Origin of the sequence: Agromyces mediolanus (assembly GCF_023715325.1) — a bacterium.
Classification (GTDB): Bacteria; Actinomycetota; Actinomycetes; order Actinomycetales; family Microbacteriaceae; genus Agromyces; species Agromyces mediolanus_A.
Genome location: NZ_JAMBNX010000007.1, coordinates 21791 through 46517, shown reverse-complemented (window position 1 = coordinate 46517; position 24727 = coordinate 21791). Strand labels below are relative to the sequence as shown.

The following is a 24727-nucleotide window of genomic DNA, read 5'->3' as shown; positions in this document are numbered from 1 at the left end:
CCTCCCATGCAGAAACTCTCACGCGAAGCGCTCGACCGCTCGTTCCGCTCCGCGCTCCAGCACACGAACGCGTTGACGGACGTCATCTCCACCGACGACTTCTCCGCCGCATACCCGGAGGACTCGGACTGGGCGATCGGACCCTTCGCGCGCGACGACGCCCAGACGTTCCGACTCGATCGGCAGTGGCCCGATCCCACCGGCGTCGGCTGGGAGAGCTCCTCGCTCTTCAACCCGTCACTGATCCAGCGCGGCGACGACCTTCACCTCTTCTATCGGGCGTCACCACGGAAGGAGTCGCTCGCGAGCCGCATCGGGCATGCCGTGCTCGACGGGGCCACCGGGCGCTGGCGCGACGACGAGCGGAACCCCATCGTCTATCCGACCCAGGACAACGAGCTGTACGGCTGCGAGGACCCGAAGGTGTACGCGGCCGAGGGCCGGTACTTCCTCTTCTACAACGGCATCTGGCCGCTCGCCGGCACCGAGGAAGCGGCCGCGTACGGCGTGCCGGCGTCGGCGGGCGAGGTGGGGTGCGACATCAACCTCGCCGTCTCCGACGATCTCGTCAACTGGGAGAAGCTGGGGCTCGTCGTCCCGCACGAGGTGTCGAAGCTGTGGGCCAAGGGGGCGGTGATCCCGACCGATGCGCAGGGAAACGCCGCCCGAATCCATGGCGAGTACGTGATGTACCTGTCGGAGGGCTGCGGCGACCAGCTGACGCTCGGCCGCTCCACCGACATGGTCAACTGGCGGTTCGAGGCGGTCGACTACCTCGACATCTCCGAGCTCGGCGCCCTCCACGAAGTCGCCTGCGCCGTCGTCGACGGAGCGAACGTGGTGCTCGACTTCTTCTATCGCGACCACTCCGACGGCTTCGCGGCCGGCCAGGCGCGATACGAGCTCGCGGAGCCGTTCGTGCAACGCGAGCTCCACCGCGGCGGCTCGCTCGCCTGGGGCGGCCTTCGCCGCTGGCGCGATGCCTGGACGTTCGCCCAGGGCTGGGATGCGCCCACCGGCAGCCGCGAGCTGTACCTCTACCGCACCGCCCAAGAGCCGTCCGAGCCATCCGCGCCGTCCGAGCCATCCGCGCCGTCCGAGCCATCCGAGCCGTCCGCGCCGTCCGAGGCAGCCGAGGACGCATCCACCTGGAGGAACCCCGCATGACTGATTCGTTTCCGTACCGACTGACCAGGCTCGGCGTCGTGATGTCGCCCGTGCCCGGCGACCGCGGCGAGGTCGAAGGGGTGCTGAACCCCGGCAGCGGGACAGCAGCGGACGGGTCGGTCTATCTCCTGCCGCGGCTCGTCGCCGAGGGCAACGTGTCGAGCATCGGCCTCGCCCGGGTCGTCGTCGAGGCCGGCGTCCCGGTGGCGGTCGAACGCGAGGGCGTCGTGCTCCGTCCCGAGCGGACCTGGGAGCGCGGCGCTCAGAACGCGGGCGTCGAAGACCCGCGCGTCACCCGCATCGAGGCGATCCGCCTGCATGTCATGACGTACGTGGCGTTCGGGCCGCTCGGGCCGTACACGGCGATCGCCGTGTCGGAGGATCTCCGCGACTGGACGCGGCTCGGGCCCGTGACGTTCGACTTCGACGACGGACTCGACGTCGACCTGGGCCTGTTCCACAACAAGGACACGGTCTTCTTCCCGACCCCCGTGCACGACCCGAACGGCGTCGTGAGCCTCGCGGTCCTGCATCGCCCGGCGTGGGACCTCAGCGACATCCGTCCCGGCGAACGCCCGCCGTTGCCCGGCTGGCTGCCCGACGAACGCCCCAGCATCTGGATCGGGTTCGTCCCCCTCGCGGACGTGCAGCACGACGTGCGCGCGCTCACCCGATGGCAGCACAATCGCTTTCTCGCCGGCCCCGAGTTCGACTTCGAAGCGCTCAAGATCGGATCGGGACCCGCCCCGTACCGGGTGCCGGAGGGCTGGCTGCTCATCCATCACGGCGTCACCGGGCGCATCGAGCGATCGATCGCGCCGCAGCAGAACGTCAACTACGCGGCGGGCGCGATGATCCTCGACGCCGACGAGCCGTGGCGGGTGCTCCGCCGTACGTCGACGCCGCTCATGACCGCGGAGACCGACGACGAGCGAGCCGGCACCGTGCCGAACGTCGTGTTCCCCACCGCGATCGAGGAGATCGACGGAACGCCGTTCGTGTTCTACGGGATGGCGGATGCGAAGATCGGGGTGGCGCGCCTCGAACGCGTCGCCACGTCGAGCTGAAACGGCGGTCGAACGATGCGCACTCGCGAACGTCCGCCCAGTGTCATCTGGGTGCTCACCGATCAGCTCCGCGCGCAGGCCACCGGGTACGCGGGCGACCCGAACAGCTCGACGCCGAACCTGGACAGATTGGCCGCTGAGGGCGTCGAGTTCACCAGGGCCGCGGCGACCGCGCCGCTCTGCACCCCCGCGCGAGCGGCGCTGCTCACCGGCCGGCGGCCCGAGGCCACCGGGGTGCTCGGCCATCAGTGGCCGCTCGATCCGTCCGTCAGCACCGTCGCCGACGCGTTCAACGCGCACGGCTTCAGCACCTGCTACATCGGCAAGTGGCATCTCGACGGAAAGCGCCCCGAGTTGGCGGGCACCGAGTTCACCGAGCAGGAAGCGCGCGAACGCATCGTTCCGGCGGATCGCCGCGGCGGTTTCCGCTGGTGGTGGGGCTACGAGAACAGCAACCAGCCGTTCAGCTGCCTGCTCCATTCAGCACCGGAGCATGTGCCAGCGGGGGCGAGGCCGATTCGCGAACGCGACGGCGCGGTGCAATTCGAGCTGCCCGGCTACGAAACCGATGTGCTGACCGACCTCATGATCGATTGGCTCGAGCACCGCGAGGAGACCGAGCCGTTCTTCGCCGTGCTGTCGGTGCAACCTCCGCACGACCCCTACGTCGCACCCGCCGAGGCGATGCGCATCGCACCGGCGCAGATCGAACACCGCCGGAACGTCCCGCCGATCCCGCGAATCCGCGACCGTGCCGCCCGCGATCTCGCCGGATACTACGGCGCGATCACCCAGCTCGACCTGAACGTCGGGCGCATCCGCGACTGCCTCACGCGGATCGGCCGCGATCACGACACCTACCTCGTGTTCCTGTCGGACCATGGCGACATGCACGGCTCGCACGGCCAGTTCCGCAAGACGAGCCCCTGGGAGGAGTCGATCAGGATCCCGCTGCTGATCGGCGGCCCGAGCCGATCGACCCGCCGCGGAGTGGAGACCCTCGTCACCCACACCGACATCGCCCCGACGACCCTCGGGCTCGCGGGAATCGAACCGCCCGAGCCGATGGACGGCCTCGACCTGAGCGCGCTCGTCACGGGCTGGTCGTCCGACCCGCCCGTTCGCGATGTCCTCGTCGAGATCCCCGTCCCGACCAGTGATCACGCGAGCGTCGACCGGCCCTGGCGTGCACTCCTCACGCACGAAGGCTGGAAGTACGTCGAGCTGGACTCCACCCCATGGCTGTTGTTCGATCTCAACGAAGACCCGCTGGAGCTCGCCAACCACGCGCACGACCCCGAGTACGCCTCCGTCCGCAGCGAGATGGTCGAGCGGATGCGGCAGCTGGAAGCAGATCTCCCGACCCGAACCTCGTGAGCGCGAGGAGGCACCAGCATGTTCGTCCGAATCGACAACACACCCCGTGACTATGCCTGGGGTGCCGACGGGGCGATCGGAGCGTTCCGGGGCCGCCCCGCAACCGGGCGGCCCGAGGCCGAGCTCTGGCTCGGCGCGCACCCCGGCTCGCCGGCAAGACTCGTCGACGCCGGCACGACCGGTCCGAGCGATCTCGCGGAATGGATCGCCGCGGACCCCGAGCGGGTGCTCGGCGCCGCCACCGTGCGCGACTACGCCGACGAGGGCCGGCCGCGGCTGCCCTTCCTCATGAAGGTGCTCGCCGCGGCGGCGCCGCTGTCGCTGCAGGCGCATCCGACGCGCGAGCAGGCCATGGCGGGCTTCGCGCTCGAGCAAGCCGAGGGTGTCCCGCTGGACTCGTACGAGCGCAGCTACAAGGACCGGTTCCACAAGCCCGAGCTCATCGTCGCGGTCAGCGAACGGTTCGAGGCACTCTCGGGCTTCCGCCCAGCGGTCGAGGTGACCGGCATCCTCGACGTGCTCGTCCAGGCGGATGCCGCATCGTCCGAGCCCGCGCCGAGCGCGATCGCGTCGCTGTCCGAGCGCCTCACTGCCGGTGGGCTCGCCGAGACGGTCGCGTGGCTGCTGCGGGAAGGTCGCAGCAGCCACGACGGTTGCGTGGAGCGTCTCGTCGAACACGTCACGGACCTCGCGGTGTCCGAGGTCGCGGCCGCCTCCCCGTACGCGGCATCGTTCGCCACCGTCGGCGACCTTGCGGCGGCGTACCCGGGAGATCCAGGCCTCGTGATCTCGCTGTTGCTCAACCGCGTCACCCTGCGCCGAGGCGAGTCGCTCTCCCTGGCCGCGGGCAACATCCATGCCTACCTCGGTGGCGTGGGCATCGAGGTCATGGCGGCCAGCGACAACGTGCTGCGAGGTGGGCTCACGCCCAAGCACGTCGACGTCGACGAACTCGCCGCGGTACTCGACTTCACTCCGATGCCGCCGCCCCGTCTCGAGCCCGAGCGCCCAACTCCCGGCATCCGGACCTACCGTCCCGGTGTGCCCGATTTCGTGCTCCACCGTCTCGAGGCATCCCTCGACGACCGGGCACCCCGCGTCGAGCTCGACGGCCCGGCGATCGTGCTCGCCGAGGGCGATCCGGTGCGCCTGACCGGGGCGAGCGGATCGATCGAGCTCGGCCGCGGCGACGCCGCGTACGTCACGCCCGATGAACGCGAGCTGAGCGGGGGCGGACCCGGGATCGCCTGGATCGCATCCGTCGGCAGAAGACCCACCCCCACCGAACCCTGACGTTTTCGGGCCCGATTTCGCCCAGGCACTTGCGCCACCGCCGCGATCACCGATAGGTTCGTGACCGTTCGTTTCCGCCGAGTTTCAGAGAGGAGTGATGACCGATGATGAAGCAGACTTCCCAGTCGCCCGCCGGCCACTCCTTCCTCGGCGCAGCGTTCGCGGCCTCCGTCGCCGCCTGCTGAGCCCGAGCTGAGCGCCACCGGTTCCCACGGTCACGCCGCTCGAGAAGGCTCTAGCCCCACGGGCGTGACGCGCCATCCGTGCGCACCGCCCACCACCGAGTCGCTGACTCGGACGCCGTCCGCTGCGGCTCCCCGCCCGGGTGATCCCGGTGCGGCCCGCGATGCGCCCAGCCGGGTGCGTCGCGACTGAGACCCGGCGCGCTCATGCGCGTCGACCCCGGCTCCGAGCATCCTCGGCGCCGATCATCCTGAAACGAAGGAACCATCTCGTGAATCCCACGACCATCACCACCCTCGGGGCCACCGAGTCCCGTGCGAGCGACGTGCGCACCGGCGCGCGGATGCTCCGCGAGCGATTGGCCGCACGGCTCGGGCTCGCACTCATCGAGTGGAGCCGTCGCCACGACGAGCGACGCACGCACCGAGCGGTGGCGCACCACCGCGAGGCGCAGCGCATCGCCACGGCGCTCCGCGACGACGAGTTCGCCCGCATCGCACTGAGCGTCACCGCGCGGTGACCCGGTGACCGCCGTACGTCCCGCCGGGCCCGTCCCGGCGCCGATCCAACGGCCCCGTCCGCTCGGACGGGGCCGTTCCCTTCTCTCCAGCTCCTCGCGAGACTGAACTCAGCGCCGACGACCGTCGGCGGGCTCCTCACTGTTGAGTCGCAGCCCGATGTCCAGCAGGCTCACGCGCTTCAGCCGTGGGATCTCCTCGAGCCGCACCCACCGTGCCTCGTCGCTCGAGCCACCCACCTCGTTCCGCAGCTCACCGGCGACCACACGCGCGCGGTAGACCACGCGCATGGCGTACAACGGCGCGGATCCCGTGTTCCGCCGCTCCGCGGGGATCACCATCGTGTCGATCCCGAGCAGCCGCTCGATCTCGGCGTCGTAGCCGGTCTCCTCTCGGATCTCGCGCACCGCCGCCTCGAGCGGATGCTCCGACCCCTCGATGCCGCCCCCCGGGAGCGTCCACCCCGACCGGCCGTGCTCGTTCCAGTGCGAGAGCAGCATGCGCCCCTGGTCGATGATGACGCCATACGCCGCGATGCGGATGTCCATTCGGTCACTGTACCCGCACCCGGATACGGCACCCCGGCGCCCGCACTGCACGCGGACGCCGGGGCGGTCTGGATGCCGGGGCCTCGCTAACCCAGGCGACGACGGAGGACCGTGGCACCGCCGATGGCGAGCAGCGCCACCGCGAGCGCCCCGAGCGCGGCGAGGGCCGCACCGTCCACGCCCGTCTCGGCGAGGCCCTCGCCGGCGCCGTCACCGGGGTTCGCGGGCGCGCCGGGGCCGGGGGTTCCGGGGCCCGGGGTTCCGGGACCGGGGGTTCCGGGGCCGCCGGGCTCGGAGGCTTCGGTCACGGTCAGTGTCGCCTCGCCGAGCACGTCGCCGACGGCGAGCGGGCCGAGGAGTGCCGCGACGGGCTGCACGGGAGGCACCGGGGCGAAGCCGGGTCCCTCGACGAGCTGGACGAGGTACTCGCCGGGTGCCACGTCCGGAACGCTGAACCCGAGCGATCCGGTGCCCGTCGGCGAACTGGTGAACGCGCCGACCTCGTCGCCGTCGAACAGCACCCGGACCGGGAGACCGGCGGGCAGTCCGTCGACCGCGAGGGTGACGCCGTCGCCCTCGAGCTCGTCGGCGCGCAGCTCGCTCGGCGTGAGCACCACCTCGGCCGGCACCGCGGGATCAGCGGTGACGACGAGCTGCGCCGATGCCTCCCACTCCCCGCTGCTGAGCAGCACGGTCGAGGTGCCGACCGGCGCGCCGGGCCTGGTGAGCCGGGTCGAGATCGCCCCCGAGGCATCCGACCGCACCGTGGTGACGAGCGTCCCGTCGAAGCGAAGCTCGACCGCGGCGTCCTCGGGGAATCCGGTTCCGGTGACGGCGACGCCCGACTCGGCGAGCCCCGACTGTGTGATGGAACCGGGCGAGACGGCGGCCTCGGGCTCGTACCCGATCGGATCCTCGGTGACCACGAAGGCCGTGCTCGCGCTCCACCGCCCGCTCGTGAGCGTGACCGCGTGGGACCCGACGGCGGCCCCGGTTCGGACGAATCGGTGCGACAGCTCACCGCTCGCGGAGGCATCCACCGTGGCGACCGTCTCGCCGTCGACGGCGACGACCACGGGCGCGCCCGGCGGGAAGTCGGTGCCCGCGAGGGTGACGCCCATCGAGCCGAGCTGTTCGACGGTGAGCGACGCCGGCGAGGCGCTCGCCTCCGGGTCGTACTGCACCGGGTCGGCCTCGACGGTGAGCGCGGCCTCGGCCGACCACTGGCCCGCGGTGAGCTTCACGGTGTGGGCCCCCGGCGCCACGCCGGGGCGGATCAGGGTCGTCGCCACCGAGCCGTCGGCGCCGCTCGTCACGGTGGTGACCGCGGCTCCGTCGAAGGCGAGCTCGACGGCGGTGGCGGGCGGGAAGTCGGTGCCGCTCACCGCGACGCCGGCGCCCGCGAGGCCGGAGACCGTCACCGTGGACGGCTCGACGGCGGCGGTCGGCGAGAAGCTCGGGTCCTCGACGATGGTGAGCGTGGTCTCGGCAGACCGCGAACCGCTCACGAGCCGCAGCACGTGCTCGCCGACCGTGGCGTTCAGCCACGCGAGCTGCACCGCCACCTCGCCGTCGCCGTCCGCCGTGCGCTCGGCCGCATCCTCACCGTTCACCGTCAGCGTGACGGTCGAGCCCGGGACGAAGCCCGAGCCGGAGACGGCGAGTGCGCCCGACGGGTCCTGCGCCTGCGAGAGCGTCGCCGGGTTCGGCGTGACCGCGATCTCAGGGGCGACGCCTGCCGCGGCCGCGTCCCAGCTGAACTGCATGCCCGCGCAGGCGAGCCCCACGCCGATCATGTCGGCGGCGTTGGATCCGGAGCTGGTGACCGTGCCGTCGTCGTGGAAGACGCCGCCGAGCCAGTACTCGGCGGAGTAGTCCGCGTCGATCTGGTACGTCCAGTTCGCCGAGAAGGAGCCGTCGGCGGCGATCGGCGTGACCGGGATGTCGTTGAAGGGCACCGGCGTGCTGATCGGCGGGACTCCGCACGCGGCGTACGACGTCGTGACGACCTCGGTGACCGCTCCCCCGCTCACCGTGATCGAGAAGTCGAAGCCGTGGCTGTTCTCACCGGTGTACACGCCGTCCTGCGGGGCGGCGTTCGCGGGCAGCGCGACGGCCAGGCCGCTCGCGCCCACCGCGAGCACCGTCCCGGTGAGCGCGGCGAGCAGTCGGGACCATCGTGGTCGGCGGGTGATCGTCATTCGTGTTCCTCACGGTCTGGCGGACGCAATCAGGCACACGCTACGGCGACCCCCGTCCGAGGCACATCCGTAGAACCACGCAAGTACCGGAAGGTCACCCCCGGGGGTGAGCCGCGAGGTCCCGAGCGCCGGATAGCCTGCTGGCCGACCGTGATGGAGGAGGCCCGATGGAGTCGGTGGACGGCGGCGGTGCACTGGATGCCGGGGCGGGCCCGATCACGTCGTCCCCGATCGCGGGCGGTGGCGCCGTGGGCCTCACGCCGCGCGAACGCACCGTCGCCGAACTCGTCGCCGACGGGCACAGCAATCGGGACATCGCCGCGCAGCTCCATCTCAGCCCGCGCACCGTCGAGACGCACGTCTCCCGCATCCTGCGGAAGACCGGGGTCCGCTCTCGTGCGGGCATCGCGCGCCGGCTCGACGGGCAGCGGTGAGCGGTCGGCCCAGCGACGCTCGGCCGAGTCCGCCGCTCTGACAGGTCATGCGGGAGACCCCACCCTGCACTGCCCGCCATCCCCCACCACCGATCCAGACAATGTCTGGCCCATGGCCCGACTGCTCGCACACGGCGGACCGTGGCGGCCAGGGGTCAGTCGGCGACGGCACCGGCGGTGATGTTGATGGATGCGGCGGTGATGGCGGCGGCTTTGTCGGAGCAGATGAAGGCGGCAACGTCGCCGACGTCGGTGAACGTCGCGGTCCGGCCGAGCATGGTCGGCGCGGTGATCATGTCGACGATGCTTTGCCGGTCGGGGTCGTTCTCAGGGATGGCTTCGGCGATGCCGCCGGACTGGAGCGTAACGGCGCGGATGCCGTGCGGGCCGAGTTCAGCGGCGAGCTGCCGACGCAGGGTATCGACGAGGCCCATCGCGACCTGGAAACCGCCGATGTTGTAGTCGCGGACCGGGTCGCGCCCGCCGTCGCCGCCGAAAAAGAGCAGCACGCCGGAGCCCTGGCCGATCATGTGCCGTGCGGCGGCCTGGGTGGTGAGGAACATGGTGCGTGCGGCGGTGATGACTGGTCGCTCGAAGACCTCCAATTCCATCTCGGCCAGCGAGGTGCCGTGGACGTCGCCGAGTCCGATGGCGTTGAAGCTGATGTCGATGCTCCCCGCTGTCTCGGCGACGTGGTCGGCGTGACGGGTGATCTGGTCCGGGTCAAGGGCGTCGAGCGCCGCAGTGTGCACCGTTCCCCCGGCTGCCTGCACGCCTGCGTCGGCGAGGATCTCGGCGGCAGCGGCATCGAGAGCGGACGGGCGTCGCCCGGTGAGGTGGACGGTGGCACCTTCTCGAGCGAAGCCGGTCGCCACCGCGCGACCGATGGGGCCGGTGCCGCCGTAGATGATGGCCTTCCTGCCGTGCAGCAGCATGGTGTTCTCCCGTCGCGCGCTCATTTAGAACTATTCAGTTCCAGAACTAGAAGGTTCTATAATGCATGGCCAACCGCCGCGCGTCAAGAGAGGGGGTCGCGCGCCCTGGGTGCAGATTCACCCTCTTGACGGCAGCCATTGGTCGATGCACTATGGAACCAAATGGTTCCCGAACAGAATGGTGCTTGATGATGGCGACTGATCAGTTGACCCGGACCTTCGCTGCGCTCGCAGACCCGACCCGGCGAGCGATCCTGACCACGCTGCGTGAGCGAGGCGAGGCCTCCGTCACTGAGCTGGCGACCCCGTTCGACCTGACGCCACGCGCGATCTCGAAGCACATCAGCGTGCTCGAATCGGCCGGCCTGGTCTCACGGGGCCGCGATGCGCAACGACGCCCGAGCCGGTTGCGGGTCGACCCGCTGGTGGAGGTCGATGCGTGGCTGGAGGACTACCGGGCGGTGTGGGAGCACCGCTTCACCGCACTTGAGGCGGATCTCGACGCCGACAACACCCCGACTGACGATTCTGAGGAGTCATCATGACCACCACCGCGCGCCATCACGACGATCGCGGACTCGTGATCGAGATCGAGCAGGAGTTCCCCGCGACTCGCGAGCGAGTGTTCCGGCGCTGGACCGATGCCGACGCGCTCGCACGCTGGTTCGCCCCGCCCGGCTACACGACCGTGCATTCGGAATCCGATCCCCGGCCCGGCGGCAGGTGGCGGCTGGACTTCCAGGAGCGGACTGGCCCGCACCGCTACACGGAACAGGGCGCGTTCCGCGAACTCGACCCCTTCGGAAGGCTGGCGCTCACCCTGACCCAAGTCGACGGCGGTCACCCGAACCCCGAGACGCTCGTGTCCGTCGAACTGGACGACATCGGCACGGCCGACGCGCCGCGCACCCGGATGCGGTTCACTCAGAGCGGCTACCGTTCACTCGCCCTTCGCAACGACAATGAACAGGGCTGGCTGGGCTGCTTCACCTCCCTCGTCCACGACCTCACCAGCGAGACCGGTGGGTGGCCGTGAACAGCGAGGCCGGCGAGCGACTGCAGGCGCACCCGCATTGGAAGCGCAACGCCGTCCTCTTCCTCTCCGGCCAGACCTCCTCGATGTTCGGATCGCTGGTGGTCCAGCACGCGGTCATGTGGTGGATCACGTTCGAAACGAAGTCCGGGCTGGCCATCGCGCTCTGGGCTGTTGCCGGGTTTCTCCCGCAAGGACTGATCTCCATCTTCGGCGGGGTGCTCGCTGACCGGATGAACAGGAAGGCGCTGGCGATGATCGCGGACGGCGGCATCGCCCTCGCCACCCTCGTTCTGGCGCTCCTGATGAGCATCGGCATCACCGAATTGTGGATCATTCTGCTCGCCGTCGCCGTGCGCTCGGTCGGCGCCGGATTCCAGGCCCCGGCTGTGCAGGCGATGATCCCGCAGATCGTCCCGCACGATCAGCTACTGCGCATCAACGGTCTGTTCCAGACCATCCAGTCCGCCATGATGCTGCTCGCGCCCGTCGCCGCCGGTGTCGTGTTCGCCGCGTTCGGACTCATCCCGGTCTTCTTCATCGACGTCATCACCGCGCTCATCGGCATCGGACTGCTCGCGATGGTCGCCGTCCCCACCCTGACGACGATCGCCGATAAGACCACCGGTTACCGCGCGGACCTCGCCGAGGGCGCCCGCTACATCTGGACGCACCGGATCGTGCGCTGGCTGCTGATCGTGTTTGCGATCATTTTCCTCCTCACCGTCGCACCCATGTTCGTCACCCCGCTCATGGTCGCCCGGTCCTTCGGCAGCGAGGTGTGGATGGTCGCCGTCCTGGAGATCGTCTTCAGCATCGGCATGCTCCTCAGCGGCATCCTCGTCTCCACCGTCTTCGCCGGCCGCTCCAGAATCGGCCTGATCCTGCTCTCCACCATCGGCTACGGCGTGGTCACCATCGGGCTCGGTCTCAGCCCCAACCTCTGGGTCTTCTACGTCTTCATGTTCGGGTTCGGCTTGCTCACCCCGCTGTTCTCTGCCCCGTTCATGACCCTCATCCAAGAGACCGTCGAGCCCGACAAGCACGGCAGAGTCTTCAGCTACCTGAACATCGTCATGGCCACCGCAGCACCCATCGGGCTCGTCGCGTTCGGCCCACTCGCCGACCTCCTCAGCATCGAGCATCTCCTCGTCATCGCCGGGATCGTCACCATCCTCGTCACCGCCATCGCCGTCTTCGTCCCCTCCGGCCGCGCAGCCATGCGGCTGAGCCGCACCACACAGTCCACCGCCGCCGCAACCTCCGGCCGCCAGCCCGGCGACTCACGCGCGCCGATGACTACCGACACCGTCGACACCGAACGCGCGGGCTGAGCTCGAAGGATCCTCCTCGATGCCTCCGGGGACGCAGGCGCCTAGCCCGTCGGCCCGGAGGCTCCGAGTGCAGCCTGGAGCTCGCGAATCGTCGTGGCGAGCACGCCCGTCGCGAGCAGCCCGGGTCCCAACGGGCCCGCTGAGTCCGTGCCGAGCAGCGGCAGCCGCCGCAGCGCAGCGCGCGCCTCCGGCGTGAGCCGGCGAAGCTGCCACTCGACCTCCTGCCGGCGGGCGGGCTCCGGCTCGGTGGCGGCGAGGGAGGCCGCCTTCGCCGCGTACGCGGCCGCGCCGAGCGCGTGCGCGCCCATGTGCGCGACGCCCGCGGCCTGACCGGCCGCACGCGCGGCGGCGACCGCAGCGGGCGTTTCCGCGGAGCCGGCCGCACGACCGGCGACGAAGCGGATGCGGATCTGCTCGGCGGTGTCGAGCTCGCCGCGACCGAAGGCCCGTGCGCGGGCGATGCCGTCGCGGGCGCGATCGTCGTCGGGGGCCTCGGCCTCGAAGAGCGGCAAGACCCGTTCGGCGCAGTCGGCCGCCCAGGATGCCACGATCCTGCGGTCGGCCTCGCTGAGTGCCTGCGGGGTGGTCATGCGGATGCCTCCCGTGACCGGAGCCGGTGGGGCCGAAGTGTGGATCCTAGGAGAATCGAACTCCTGACATCCTGCTTGCAAAGCAGAAGAGGAGCTCGTGTTGCTGCGGCTGTTTGGAGGCCTGGGGCGCGCTTGGGGCGTAGATAAAATGGCAGGGACGTTCTGCGCCTTCAGTCATTGTACGGGCGGATGAGGTCGGCGATGAGCTGATTGATCTCGTGGTGCTTGTGCCCGACGCAGGATGCGTGGCCTGCATCGGGTACGAGGGTGAAGTCCCCCGTTGGCGCGAGTTCGGCAACTTCTCGGCCCCACCTTGGAGGCGCCTGGACATCCTGCTCGAAGCCGATGACGTGAAGCGGAACGCGGCAGGTAGCCAGGCTTTGCCTCCCGTCGTAGTCGTTGCACGCCTGCCATTGGGCGATCAGCGAGTCCTCGAGATCGCTCTCATACTCAGGGGTGGTCATGTATGCCATCTGCTCCGCGCAGAATTCGTCGTCGCTCAAAGCAGACGCAGGGTAGAGCTGCGCAAGCCCGTGGGCTGCGCCCATCGCCCCGGACAGACGGTTGCCGGCTTTTCTCCACTGGATCTCCGCATCCATGTAGGTGAAGACCCACCCGGTCGCGCGCGCGATCGTGCCCATCACCACCGCGGCCTTGACGAGGTCGGGCCGGCGCACAGCAAGTTCTTGAGCGATGATCGAGCCCATCGATAGACCGACGCAGATCACAGGTCCGTCGCACAGAGCCTCGATGAGAGCAGCCGCGTCGTCGGCGAAGTCACCGATCGACACGACCTCGCCGTCGTTCAGCGCCGTTCCACCGACACCTCGGTTGTCGAACGTGGTGTTCCGATAGCGATCGTCGAATGCAGGCGTCTGGTAGAGCCGCCATTCGCTCCCGGGCATCCCGCCGCCACCGATCCAGACGATGTCCGACCCTTGGCCCGACTGCTCGTACTGAAAGGACCTGCCCCCGATGTCGAGTGTCGGCATCTTTCATCCTCCGATTCGTGCCCACGTTGAGCAGTTAATACAACAGGCGTCACGATAACTGTCGGACACTCTTCGTCGCAACACTTCCGCCCGGGCGACGAGGGTCGATGACCGTTTGACGAACTCGACCTGCTGGAGGTAACTTCGCATCCAATCATTGATACAACGACCGTTGTATTAATCTGCCTCAAAGGAGAGTGCCACATGGAGCAGACCCTCACACGCCCCAGGACGTTCGCGGGCCTCCCGCGCACCCTCTACCCGGTTGCAGGCCTCACCGTCTTCGACACCACCACATTCTTCGGCCTGCAGTCGCTGCTCGTCTACTACATCTACTTCGCGACCGATGAAGGTGGCCTGGGATTCAGCGTGGACAGCGCGATCGCCATCTCCGCGGCATTCGGTGCCTGCACCTACCTTGCGACGATCGTCATGGGCTGGTTCGCCGACCGTGTGATCGGAGCAGGACGGGCCTTGGGCTGGGGAGCTTGGATCGCGGCGGTCGGCTACCTGGCGATCGGCTTGATCCCGGGCCCCATCGGACTCGCGATCGGGCTAGTAGGCGTGGTCATCGGCGCCTCTTCGATGTGGGTCGGCGAGAGTGCGCTCGTCGGCGGGGCCCTGAATGACTTCCCGACGAAGCGGGAGTCCGGCTTCACGATCTATTACGTCGGCGGGGCGAGCGGGGCATTCATCGGTGTGCTGCTGGCAGGCATCCTGCAGTCGAGCGTCGGCTTCACGATCGGGTTCGTCATTTCGGCAGTCGTGCTCGTCACCGGTCGACTCCTGTATTCACCGTTCCGCCGGCGAGTCGAGCTGACCGCTCCGCGGGTCGCGCCCGAAGCCCGTGCGACACCCGGTCAGATTGTCGCGGTCGCGGCGGTGGTGTCGGCCGCCGCGATCATCCTCGTGGCGGTGGTCGCTTCCGGGCTGAATCCTGCGACCGTGATCGGTGCCGTTTCGGTCGTGTACGCGATCGTCTTCTTCACGAAGCTCTTGAGAGACCGGTCCCTCGACGCGGAAGCCAAGCGGAGCATCGTTGGATACCTGCCCTTCTTCGTCGCGACCTTCGTCTTCAACGGTCTCTACCAACAGCTCTACGGGTCGGTTGCGGTCTACTCAGAAGGCTCCACGGACCGCGCGGTCCTCGGCATGGAACTGCCACCATCGACGATCCTCGCGGCAGCGCCGCTCTGCTCGATCTTCCTCGCGCCGATTCTCGCGATCATCTGGGGAAAGCTCGGGAGTCGACAGCCAAGCCTTGCAGTCAAGTTCGGGACGTCGTTCGCCATCTGCAGTTCGGCGCTCCTCCTGCTCGCCCTCTCGTCCGCGAGCGGCGAGAAGACCCCGGTCGTGATCCTCGCCCTCATCGTGCTCGCCTTCGGCGCTGCCGACATCGTGGTGACGCCGTCCGGGCTCTCACTCGCCAGCCTCGTCGGACCGCCCGCATTCAGCACCCGGATGATCGCCGTGCAGTATCTCGGGATCGCCGGCGGCATCGCCCTGGCCGGCACCGCTGGTGAGTGGTTCAATCCCGGCAGCAATGAAGCGATGTACTTCGGAATCTGCGCCATCGTCGGCATCTCTGTCGCGGTCGGGATGTTCGCGACACCCGCGCTCCTGCGCCGTTTCTCCGGATCCAGGGTGGAGGGAGACGCGGCCGGCTCGACGAGGACGACGTCGGTTGGTCGATGAACCCTGCAGGATGCCGTATCGTCACGGTCGACGTAGGGGCATCCCGCCTGTCCTTCGAACTCGACGCGACAGGTCACGCGCGTCCCGCCCGCGATCGCCTACCGCCCAATCCGAAGGAGGAAGATGTCCAGACCGTTTGCTCCTGAACGGCGCGCCGAAATCCTCGACCAGGTCATCGAGTACCTTGCACAGTACGGGCTCTCGAACCTGTCCATCCGGAAGCTCGCTGCCGCACTCGGCACGAGCACCACGGTGATCACCTATCAGTTCGGATCGCGGAACGACCTCGTCAGCGCAGCGCTCGGCAGAGCTCGAGAGGCGAACCTCACGTTCCTCGACACCTACCGTGCAACCCACTCGGGCATCTCGACCGGCGCCGGACTCATCGTGCTCTGGGATTGGTGGGGCGCAGACCCAACCAATCTCGCCTTCTCTCGGATCGACATGGAAGCGATGATGATCGACGGGAGAGTCCCAGCCGACGTGCGCGAGGACTTGCTCCTCTTCTGGCTCCGCTACTTCACTGCCTGGCTGGAAGCCGACGGACACTCGAATGCAACAGCGGAGATCCGCGCATCTCTCACGCTCGCTACCCTGAGCGGCCTCACCATCGATCTACTGAGCACCGGAGACGCAAGCCGCACCCGCTCCGCACTCGAGGCCTTCGCGGCAATGATCGACGAGCGGCCATAGGGCTGACCGGCACGGAGAAACGAAAAGAACCCCAGTCGAATGACTGAGGTTCTCGACCGTGTGGAGCCTAGGAGAATCGAACTCCTGACATCCTGCTTGCAAAGCAGGCGCTCTACCAACTGAGCTAAGGCCCCGTACCGGTGGCGATGCCGCCGGCGAGTGTGGAGTTTTGGAGTGGGGATACGAGGACTTGAACCTCGGACCTCTTCGTTATCAGCGAAGCGCTCTAACCGCCTGAGCTACATCCCCGAATCGGTGCCGGCCCGTGAAGGCCGAAGGACAGCCTACCCGACCGTGCGTGAAACACCGAATCGAGCTGGGCGCCGCCGGCACCGGCGACTCAGTTGTTCGTGAAGCCCACCAGGATGCCGCCCGTGATCTTCACGCTGAGGTTGTAGAGCACGGCCATGATGGCACCGAGAGCCGTCGTGACGACGAGGTTCAGCAGCGAGACGACGATGGCGAAGCCCATCACATTGCCGAGCGACAGGATCGCGGTCAGGTCGCCGCCCTGACCGGCGACGTCGCGGACGAGCTCGTTGAGCTTGCTGAAGATGCCGGTCGAGTTCAGCACCGTGTAGACGAGGAACGTCGCGACGATGTTCACGACCGCAAGGCAGACCGCGATCAGGAAGGACAGTTTCACGGCCGACCAGAAGTCGATGTAGACCAGACGCAGGCGGACCTGCTTGGCCGGGGCCTTGCGGCCGGACTTCTTGGCCAGCTTCTCGGCGACGCTACTCATCGGTGGTGATTCTCCCTTAGGCGGTTACTCGGCGTCCGTCGACTCCACCGACTCTTCGGTTTCCTCGTCGAGGTTCCTCTCTGAATTCTTCGCGATCGCGATGATGCGGTCGTCGTTCGCGAACTTCGCGAACACGACGCCCATCGTATCCCGGCCCTTGGCCGGGACTTCGGCGACATGGGAGCGTACCACCTTGCCACTGGCAAGAACCACAAGGACCTCGTCGCTCCGCGAGACCATCAGGGCCCCCGCGAGATCGCCCCGATCGTCGGAGAGCTTGGCGACCTTGATGCCGAGTCCGCCGCGGTTCTGCTTGCGGTACTCCTCGATGCGGGTGCGCTTCGCGTATCCGCCCTCGGTCACGACGAAGACGTACGCGTCGCTCGGGCTGAGCTTCTGACCGGCCGAATCCTCCGGGGCATCCGCCTCGTCGTCGTCGTCGGACGACGGGACGACGGATGCCGCGAGCAGCGCATCCCCGGCGCGGAAGGACATGCCCTTCACGCCGGAGGTCGCACGGCCCATGGGTCGCAGCGCCTCATCGGTCGCCTCGAAGCGGAGCGACATGCCCTTCTGCGAGACGAGCAAGATCTCGTCGGTCTCGTTCGCGAGCATCGCGGAGACGAGCTCGTCGCCCTCGCGGAGGTTGATCGCGATGACCCCGCGCGAACGGTTCGTGTCGTACGCGGCGAGCTCGGTCTTCTTCACCAGCCCGTCGCGCGTGGCGAGCACGAGGTAGGTCGCCACCTGGTAGTCGCGGATGTCGACGATCTCGGCGATCCGCTCGTCGGGCTGCATCTCGAGCAGGTTCGCGACGTGCTGGCCCTTCGCGTCGCGGCCGGCCTCGAGGATCTCGTACGTCTTCGCCCGGTAGACGCGGCCCATGTTCGTGAAGAACAGCAGCCAGTGGTGCGTCGTCGTGACGAAGAAGTGGTCGACCACGTCGTCGGCGCGCAGCTGCGCCCCCTTCACGCCCTTGCCGCCGCGGTGCTGCGAGCGGTAGTTGTCGCTGCGGGTGCGCTTGATGTAGCCGCCACGCGTGACGGTGACGACCATCTCCTCCTCGGGGATCAGGTCTTCGACCGACATGTCGCCGTCGTAGCCGGGCATGATGTGGGTGCGCCGGTCGTCGCCGAACTTCGCGACGATCTCGGTGAGCTCATCGGAGATGATGGTGCGCTGGCGCCCCTCGTCGGCGAGGATCGCGAGGTACTCGGCGATCTCGAGCTCGAGCTGCGCGAGGCGGTCGATGATCTTCTGCCGCTCGAGCGCCGCGAGGCGGCGGAGCTGCATGGTGAGGATGGCGTCGGCCTGCAGCTGGTCGACCCCGAGCAGGTTCATCAGGCCGGTGCGGGCCTCGTCGACGTCGGGCGAGCGGCGGATGAGCGCGATGACCTCGTCGAGTGCGTCGAGCGCCTTCACGTAGCCGCGCTGGATGTGCGCGTCGGCCTCGGCCTTCTTCAGGCGGAAGGTGGTCCGGCGCACGATCACGTCGATCTGGTGCGCGATCCAGTGCGTGATGAAGCCGTCGATCGAGAGCGTGCGCGGCACGCCGTCGACGATCGCGAGCATGTTCGCGCCGAAGTTCTCCTGGAGCTGCGTGTGCTTGTAGAGGTTGTTCAGCACGACCTTCGCGACCGCGTCGCGCTTCAGCACGAGCACGAGCCGCTGGCCGGTGCGGCCGGAGGTCTCGTCGCGGATGTCGGCGATGCCGGCGAGCTTGCCGTCCTTCACGAGCTCGGCGATCTTCACCGCGAGGTTGTCGGGGTTCACCTGGTACGGCAGCTCGGTGACGACGAGGCAGGTGCGGCCCTGGATCTCCTCGACGCTGACGACCGCGCGCATGGTGATGGAGCCACGGCCCGTGCGGTACGCGTCGTGGATGCCCTTGACGCCCAGGATCTGCGCGCCGGTCGGGAAGTCCGGCCCCTTGATGCGCTCCATGAGCGCCTGCTGCAGCTCCTCGTGCGAGGCATCCGGGTGCTCGAGCGCCCAGAGCGCGCCCTCGGACACCTCGCGCAGGTTGTGCGGCGGGATGTTCGTGGCCATGCCGACCGCGATGCCGACCGAGCCGTTGACGAGCAGGTTCGGGAAGCGCGCGGGGAGCACGGTGGGCTCCCGGGTGCGACCGTCGTAGTTGTCCTGGAAGTCGACGGTCTCTTCCTCGATGTCGCGCACCATCTCGAGGGCGAGCGGCGACATCTTGGTCTCGGTGTACCGGTGGGCGGCGGCGCCGTCATTGCCGGGCGAGCCGAAGTTGCCCTGACCGAGGGCGAGCGGGTAGCGCAGCGACCACGGCTGCACGAGACGCACGAGCGCGTCGTACACCGAGCTGTCGCCGTGCGGGTGGAACTGGCCCATGACGTCGCCGATGACGCGCGTGCACTTCGAGAACGCACGGTCGGGGCGGTAGCCGCCGTCGTACATCGTGTAGATGACGCGGCGGTGCACGGGCTTCAGGCCGTCGCGGACGTCGGGCAGCGCGCGCCCGACGATCACGCTCATCGCGTAATCGAGGTACGAACGCTGCATCTCCAGCTGCAGGTCGACCTGGTCGATCCTGCCGTGGTTGTGCTCGCCGTCTGCGGCTTCGGTGCTGAATTCGTCAGTCATGTCTTCTCGTCGGTTCGAACTGCTCGCGGATCGCGCGCCGGGTCACGGCGCGCGCTCAGATGTCGAGGAAGCGGACGTCCTTCGCGTTCTTCTGGATGAAGGAGCGACGGCTCTCGACGTCGTCGCCCATCAGCGTCGAGAAGATCTCGTCGGCGGCCGCGGCGTCCTCCATCGTGACCTGCAGCAGGGTGCGGGTCTCGGGGTTCATGGTCGTGTCCCACAGCTCCTGGTGGTTCATCTCACCGAGACCCTTGTAGCGCTGGACGCCGTTCTCCTTCTGGAGCCGCTTGCCCGCAGCCTGGCCGGCGGCGAGCAGGGCATCGCGCTCGCGGTCGGAGTAGACGTACTCGTGCTCGGAGTTGGTCCACTTCAGGCGGTACAGCGGCGGCTGCGCGAGGAAGACGTACCCCATCTCGATGAGCGGTCGCATGAAGCGGAACAGCAGCGTCAGCAGCAGTGTCGTGATGTGCTGGCCGTCGACGTCGGCGTCGGCCATGAGCACGATCTTGTGGTACCGGGCCTTCTCGGGGTTGAAGTCCTCGCCGATGCCGGTGCCGAAGGCGGTGATCATCGCCTGGATCTCGGCGTTGCCGAGCGCCCGGTCGAGTCGGGCCTTCTCGACGTTCAGGATCTTGCCGCGCAGCGGCAGGATGGCCTGGGTCGCCGGGTCGCGTCCGGTCTTCGCCGAGCCGCCGGCCGAGTCGCCCTCGACGAGGAAGATCTCGGAGATCGTCGGGTCTTTCGAGGTGCAGTCGCTCAGCTTGCCGGGCATGCCGCTGGTCTCGAGGAAGCCCTTGCGCCGGGTCGCCTCGCGCGCCTTGCGGGCCGCGAGGCGGGCGGTCGCCGCTTGGATGGCCTTGCGGATGATGTCGCGGGCCTGGTTCGGGTTGCGCTCGAACCAGTCGCCGAGCTGATCGCCGACGATGCGCTGCACGAAGGACTTCGCCTCGGTGTTACCGAGCTTCGTCTTCGTCTGGCCCTCGAACTGCGGCTCGGAGAGCTTCACCGAGATGACCGCGGTGAGGCCCTCGCGCACGTCGTCGCCGGAGAGGTTGTCGTCCTTCTCCTTGAGCAAGCCCTTCTCGCGGGCGTAGCGGTTGACGAGGGTCGTCAGCGCCGCACGGAAGCCCTCTTCGTGCGTGCCGCCCTCGTGGGTGTTGATGGTGTTCGCGTAGGTGTGCACCGACTCGGTGTACGCCGTGGTCCACTGCATCGCGACCTCGAGCGCGATCTTGCGCTCGGTGTCCTCCGACTCGAAGGAGATGATCTCCTCGTTCACGAGCTCGGCGCGCTTCGACTTGTTCAGGTACTCGACGTAGTCGCTGAGGCCGCGCTCGTAGAGGAAGGTGTCGCTGCGCGGCACGAACGTCTCGGGGTCGGCGTCGGCCTCGACGTCGGCCGGGTCGAGGGGCACCCCGCCGTTCGGACGGAGGTCGGTGAGCTTGATGGTGAGGCCCTTGTTGAGGAACGCCATCTGCTGGAAGCGGGTGCGGAGCGTCTCGTAGTCGAAGACGACCGTCTCGAAGATGTCGGGGCTCGGCCAGAACGTGATGGTGGTGCCGGTCTCGTCGCTCGCCTCGTCCTGCGAGAGCGGGGCCTCGGGCACGCCGATGTTGAAGGCCTGACGCCAGACATGGCCCTCGCGCTTCACCGCGACCTCGAGCCGCGTCGACAGCGCGTTCACGACCGACGAGCCGACGCCGTGGAGGCCGCCGGACACGGCGTAGCCGCCGCCGCCGAACTTGCCGCCGGCGTGCAGCACGGTGAGCACGACCTCGACCGTGGACCTGCCCTCGGTCTTGTGCATGCCGACCGGGATGCCTCGGCCGTTGTCGATCACCCGGACGGCACCGTCCTCGAGGATCGTCACGTCGATCTCCGTGGCGAAGCCCGCGAGCGCCTCATCGACGGAGTTGTCGACGATCTCGTACACGAGGTGGTGCAGGCCGCGCGGACCCGTCGAGCCGATGTACATGCCGGGACGCTTGCGGACCGCTTCGAGGCCCTCGAGTACCTGGATGTCGTCGGCGCCGTATTCGGACGCGCCCTGGGCCTTCGTCGGTTCCGCTGTCATGGGTGAATCGAGGCTCCGCTCTGTCGTTCTGGCGACTCTCGATCCTATCAAACCGACCGCCCCAAAAGGCCGGAAACGCCGATCTGAGGCAATGAACGGGGCAGGTTGACCGAATTTGTCGTCTCAGCCGTAGGTGTCGCGCGGACCGCGGCCTGGAACCGATCTGGGGCCGCGTTTCCAGGTGGGGGCGTCCGGCCCCTGGAAGCGGATGGATTCGACGCCGGCCCCCGGGTGCACCTCGGCGATGCGGGCGAGGAGCTGTTGGCGCATCAGCCGCAGCTGCGTCGCCCAGGCTGTGGAATCGCAACGGACCTGCAGCGTGCCGCCCTCGATCGCGATGGGCTCCGAGTGTCGGGCGGTCTCTTCGCCGGCGATGTCGCGCCACGTGGTGAGCAGGTCGGCCTGCGAGAGCGGGCCGCTCCAGCCGAGCTGCGAGGAGAGCTGGTCGATCGCGGTGCCGAGCGGACGCGGGTCGCGACCGGGGGTGAACGGTTCACTGCCCGAGGTCTCGCGCGTGCGGCGCGCACGGCCGGGGCGGTAGCGCGTCTCGCCGCCGAAGATCTCGCGGAAGTGCTGGTAGACCCGCACGGCCTCCGAGGCGTCGCTCATGCCTTCGCCTCCTCTTCGGCGGCGAGGGCGGATGCCGGCGCTGCCGCCGGCGCGTCGACGATGCGCCCCGCCTCGATGTGCACGACGGTCGCGGTGAGCGGCTCGGGCACGTCTTCGAGCACCGCCGCGGTGACGAGCACCTGTTCGTAGCCGCTGATCGCCGCAGCCAGGCGCTCCCGCCGAAGGCGGTCGAGCTCGGCGAACACGTCGTCGAGCACGAGCACGGGATCGCCCGTCGCCGAGTCGCGCCGGAGCAGCTCGGCGGCCGCGAGCCGCAGCGCGAGGGCGAACGACCACGACTCGCCGTGGCTCGCGTAGCCCTTGGCCGGCAGACCGTTGAGCAGCAGCAGCACGTCGTCGCGGTGCGGGCCGGCGAGCGTCACGCCGCGCTCGAGCTCCTTGCGGCGGAGGCCGCGAAGCGCCGCAGCGAACCGCTCGGCGGTCGGGACGGTCGACGATTCGGTGTCGCCTGCGTCGGCCGAGGCATCCGAGCGCTCGGCGCCCGCCGCCGTGCGCGGCTCGTCGTCGTCATCGGCGACCGCGCCGTCGATGGAGAGCACCGGCTGCAGCGCGGGCCCGTGGTCGGCGTCGACGATCGAGTGGTACGCGGCCGCGAGCGGGTCGGCGAGCTCGGCGACGAGTGCGAGCCGCTGGTCGATGAGTTCGGCACCGAGGGCGACGAGCCGCTCGTCCCAGATGTCGAGGGTGGTGAGCTTGTCGGCCCCGAGCCCCCGCGCGCGGGCGCTTTTCAGCAGGGTGTTGCGCTGACGGAGCACCCGGTCGTAGTCGCCCATGACGCCCGCGAGCCGGGGCGAGCGCTGCACGAGCAGTTCGTCGAGCATGCGGCGCCGGACCCCCGGTTCGCCGCGGACGATGGCGAGGTCTTCGGGCGCGAAGAGCACGGTGTGCGCATAGCGCGGCAGCTCGCGCGTCTTCACCGGCGATCGGTTGAGCTGCGCTCGGTTGGCGCCCTGGCGGTTGAGCTGCAGCTCGAGGAGGAGCTGACGGTCGCCGTGCACGAGCAGCGCGCGGACGATGGCCGACTCGGCGCCGGCTCGGACGAGCGCCTGGTCACCGGAGACGCGGTGCGAGCCGAGGGTCGCCAGATAGCCGATGGACTCGACGAGATTGGTCTTGCCCTGACCGTTTCGGCCCACGAGCACCGTGGCCCCCGGGCCGAGGTCGAGCTCGGCCCGCTCGTAGTTGCGGAAGTCGGTGAGGGAGAGGCGGGCGACGTGCACCGGCACCACTCCTCTCGCTCGACCTCCGTCTACGGTACCCGCGACCGCCGACAGCGGCGCGGGCTCAGCGGAGCAGCAGGTTCGGCTGCAGCAGGTAGCGGTAGCTGTCGCTGCCGGCCTGCTCGCGCGACGTCTGGCTGGTGATGAGCACCGGGCCCGGCTTGTTCGGGTTCTCGGTCTTCGTGAACGAGACGCGGACGAACTCGGAGTGCACGGCGCCGAGGCCGTCGAGCAGGAACTGCGGCTTCAGCGAGACGACGGTCTCGTCGCCGGTGAGGATCGCGTCGATCGACTCGGACGCCTGGGCCTGCTCGCTGCCGATCGCCTCGAGGGTGAGCCCGTCGGGCGTGAACGAGTAGCGGAGCGCCGCCTCACGCTCGAGCACGAGCGCGACGCGTCGGGTCGCCTCGATGAGTTCGGCGGTGTTCACCACGGCGTAGTTGTCGACGACCTCGGGGAAGAGTCGGCGCACCGGCGGGAAGTTGCCCTTGATGAGCAGGCTCGTGACGGTCTTCCGGTCGGCGCTGAAGGCGATCAGCTCCCGGTCGTCGCGGCTCGTGATCGAGACCGAGATGGTGCCCGAGTGGCCGAAGGTCTTGCCGACCTCCTGCAGGGTTCGAGCCGGCACCAGCGCGGTGAGCGCTTCACCGGCCGTGGCGACGGCGCCGCCGTCCCAGTCGATCTCGCGCACGGCGACGCGATAGCGGTCGGTGGCGACGAGGCCGAGGCTATTCTCGCGGACCTCGAGCTGCACACCGGTGATGACCGGGGTGACGTCGTCCCGGGAGGCGGCGACCGCCACCTGCGCGACGGCGGCCGCGAACTCCTCGGCGGGGACGACGCCGGACTGATCGCCGATCTCGGGGATCGACGGGTACTCCTCGACCGGCATCGAGAGCAGCGTAAAGCTCGCGGAGCCGCAGCTCACCTGGATGCGGTTCTCCTCCGTCGCGATGCGCACGGGCGCGTTCGGGAGGCGGCCGGCGATCTCGGCGAGGAGGCGCCCCGAGACGAGCACGGTGCCGGGCTCCTCGACGTCGGCCTGGATCTCGGTCTGGCTGGAGACCTCGTAATCGAAGGAGGAGAGGACGAGCCCGTCTTCGTTCGCCTGGATCAGGACGCCGGAGAGGATGGGCAGCGTCGTCCGCTGCGGAAGCAGCTTGACCGCGAACGACACGGCCTCGCTGAAGACGTCGCGGTTGACCTGGAACTTCACGGCTCTCCTGTCGTCATGGCGCGTGCTCCGCACGACCGTGCCCTCCCGCGTCGGTGGACGCGGGTTCCCATGCTATCGAGCGACCTTCGAGGCATCCACACCGTCAGGTTGCTGAATCTCCGTCATTGAAGGCTTAAGTCTCTTAACGGTGTTAACCGCTGTGGAAACT

Annotated in this window: 22 protein-coding genes and 2 tRNA genes; 11 read left to right on the top strand and 13 right to left on the bottom strand. The window is 68.8% G+C overall.

The annotated features are described in order from the left end of the window. The first annotated feature begins 6 nt into the window (after positions 1-6). From M3147_RS13070 to M3147_RS13050, 5 genes are all read left to right on the top strand, one after another. Complete coding sequence (locus M3147_RS13070; protein WP_251203908.1) at positions 7-1167, top strand: hypothetical protein; 1161 nt, start codon at positions 7-9, stop codon at positions 1165-1167. Further along, the gene (locus tag M3147_RS13065; protein ID WP_251203907.1) at positions 1164-2234 is read left to right on the top strand and encodes a glycoside hydrolase family 130 protein; all 1071 of its coding nucleotides are present in this window, start codon (positions 1164-1166) and stop codon (positions 2232-2234) included. Before M3147_RS13070 ends, M3147_RS13065 begins: the two co-directional genes overlap by 4 nt. Positions 2235-2249: 15 nt before the next feature. Next, positions 2250-3611 carry a sulfatase family protein gene (locus tag M3147_RS13060; protein ID WP_251203906.1) on the top strand — a complete coding sequence of 454 codons (1362 nt, stop codon included), beginning with the start codon at positions 2250-2252 and terminating at the stop codon, positions 3609-3611. 18 nt (positions 3612-3629) lie between these two features. After that, entirely contained in the window at positions 3630-4904 is a 1275-nt protein-coding gene (manA, locus tag M3147_RS13055; RefSeq protein ID WP_251203905.1) for a mannose-6-phosphate isomerase, class I, read from the top strand. 454 nt (positions 4905-5358) lie between these two features. Further along, positions 5359-5607, top strand: a complete 249-nt coding sequence (locus M3147_RS13050) for a hypothetical protein (RefSeq protein WP_251203904.1) — start codon at positions 5359-5361, stop codon at positions 5605-5607. Between the two features lie 108 nt (positions 5608-5715). Here M3147_RS13050 and M3147_RS13045 read toward each other — a convergent pair whose 3' ends face one another. Together M3147_RS13045 and M3147_RS13040 are read right to left on the bottom strand one after the other, a co-directional pair. Continuing rightward, positions 5716-6153 carry an NUDIX hydrolase gene (locus M3147_RS13045; RefSeq protein WP_251203903.1) on the bottom strand — a complete coding sequence of 146 codons (438 nt, stop codon included), beginning with the start codon at positions 6151-6153 and terminating at the stop codon, positions 5716-5718. A gap of 86 nt (positions 6154-6239) precedes the next feature. Beyond that, complete coding sequence (locus tag M3147_RS13040; protein ID WP_251203902.1) at positions 6240-8354, bottom strand: hypothetical protein; 2115 nt, start codon at positions 8352-8354, stop codon at positions 6240-6242. A 167-nt stretch (positions 8355-8521) separates the two neighbouring features. Between M3147_RS13040 and M3147_RS13035 the strand changes: the two genes are divergently transcribed. Then, positions 8522-8788 (top strand): helix-turn-helix domain-containing protein, encoded by a 267-nt coding sequence (locus M3147_RS13035; protein ID WP_251203901.1) that lies wholly within the window; start codon positions 8522-8524, stop codon positions 8786-8788. 155 nt (positions 8789-8943) lie between these two features. On the opposite strand, the gene M3147_RS13030 is transcribed toward M3147_RS13035, so the two are convergent. Continuing rightward, positions 8944-9723 (bottom strand): SDR family NAD(P)-dependent oxidoreductase, encoded by a 780-nt coding sequence (locus M3147_RS13030; protein ID WP_251203900.1) that lies wholly within the window; start codon positions 9721-9723, stop codon positions 8944-8946. 188 nt (positions 9724-9911) lie between these two features. Here M3147_RS13030 and M3147_RS13025 point away from each other — a divergent pair, with 188 nt between their 5' ends. From M3147_RS13025 to M3147_RS13015, 3 genes are read left to right on the top strand one after another with little or no spacing between them, the layout of a single operon-like run. After that, on the top strand, positions 9912-10268 hold the full coding sequence (locus M3147_RS13025; protein ID WP_251203899.1) for an ArsR/SmtB family transcription factor: 357 nt from the start codon (positions 9912-9914) through the stop codon (positions 10266-10268). Beyond that, positions 10265-10759, top strand: coding sequence for an SRPBCC family protein (locus M3147_RS13020; protein WP_251203898.1), 495 nt, complete (start codon positions 10265-10267; stop codon positions 10757-10759). Before M3147_RS13025 ends, M3147_RS13020 begins: the two co-directional genes overlap by 4 nt. Continuing rightward, positions 10750-12090 carry an MFS transporter gene (locus M3147_RS13015; protein WP_251203897.1) on the top strand — a complete coding sequence of 447 codons (1341 nt, stop codon included), beginning with the start codon at positions 10750-10752 and terminating at the stop codon, positions 12088-12090. Before M3147_RS13020 ends, M3147_RS13015 begins: the two co-directional genes overlap by 10 nt. A 41-nt stretch (positions 12091-12131) precedes the next feature. Here the strand turns inward: M3147_RS13015 and M3147_RS13010 are convergent, their stop codons facing one another. Further along, positions 12132-12680, bottom strand: a complete 549-nt coding sequence (locus M3147_RS13010; protein WP_251203896.1) for a putative immunity protein — start codon at positions 12678-12680, stop codon at positions 12132-12134. Positions 12681-12850: 170 nt separating this feature from the next. After that, positions 12851-13672: an alpha/beta fold hydrolase gene (locus M3147_RS13005; protein ID WP_251203895.1), complete on the bottom strand. Its 822-nt coding sequence runs from the start codon at positions 13670-13672 to the stop codon at positions 12851-12853. 204 nt (positions 13673-13876) lie between these two features. Between M3147_RS13005 and M3147_RS13000 the strand changes: the two genes are divergently transcribed. Beyond that, on the top strand, positions 13877-15367 hold the full coding sequence (locus tag M3147_RS13000) for a peptide MFS transporter (protein ID WP_251203894.1): 1491 nt from the start codon (positions 13877-13879) through the stop codon (positions 15365-15367). A 123-nt stretch (positions 15368-15490) separates the two neighbouring features. Continuing rightward, the gene (locus M3147_RS12995) at positions 15491-16060 is read left to right on the top strand and encodes a TetR/AcrR family transcriptional regulator (RefSeq protein WP_251203893.1); all 570 of its coding nucleotides are present in this window, start codon (positions 15491-15493) and stop codon (positions 16058-16060) included. 61 nt (positions 16061-16121) lie between these two features. Here M3147_RS12995 and M3147_RS12990 read toward each other — a convergent pair. The 8 genes from M3147_RS12990 to dnaN all read right to left on the bottom strand — a co-directional run bounded on the left by M3147_RS12990 (position 16122) and on the right by dnaN (position 24558). Then, positions 16122-16194, bottom strand: a tRNA-Ala gene (locus M3147_RS12990). Positions 16195-16235: 41 nt separating this feature from the next. Further along, a tRNA-Ile gene (locus tag M3147_RS12985) sits at positions 16236-16309 on the bottom strand. A gap of 91 nt (positions 16310-16400) precedes the next feature. Next, positions 16401-16805: a DUF3566 domain-containing protein gene (locus tag M3147_RS12980; protein WP_251203892.1), complete on the bottom strand. Its 405-nt coding sequence runs from the start codon at positions 16803-16805 to the stop codon at positions 16401-16403. A 24-nt stretch (positions 16806-16829) separates the two neighbouring features. Beyond that, entirely contained in the window at positions 16830-19418 is a 2589-nt protein-coding gene (gyrA, locus tag M3147_RS12975) for a DNA gyrase subunit A (protein WP_251203891.1), read from the bottom strand. A gap of 55 nt (positions 19419-19473) precedes the next feature. Further along, on the bottom strand, positions 19474-21492 hold the full coding sequence (gene gyrB, locus M3147_RS12970; RefSeq protein WP_251203890.1) for a DNA topoisomerase (ATP-hydrolyzing) subunit B: 2019 nt from the start codon (positions 21490-21492) through the stop codon (positions 19474-19476). Positions 21493-21615: 123 nt separating this feature from the next. Next, positions 21616-22101, bottom strand: a complete 486-nt coding sequence (locus M3147_RS12965; protein WP_251203889.1) for a DUF721 domain-containing protein — start codon at positions 22099-22101, stop codon at positions 21616-21618. Then, positions 22098-23342 (bottom strand): DNA replication/repair protein RecF, encoded by a 1245-nt coding sequence (gene recF, locus M3147_RS12960; protein ID WP_251203888.1) that lies wholly within the window; start codon positions 23340-23342, stop codon positions 22098-22100. The genes M3147_RS12965 and recF overlap by 4 nt, the downstream gene beginning before the upstream one ends. A gap of 64 nt (positions 23343-23406) precedes the next feature. Then, on the bottom strand, positions 23407-24558 hold the full coding sequence (dnaN, locus tag M3147_RS12955; RefSeq protein WP_251203887.1) for a DNA polymerase III subunit beta: 1152 nt from the start codon (positions 24556-24558) through the stop codon (positions 23407-23409). Between the last annotated feature and the right edge of the window lie 169 nt (positions 24559-24727).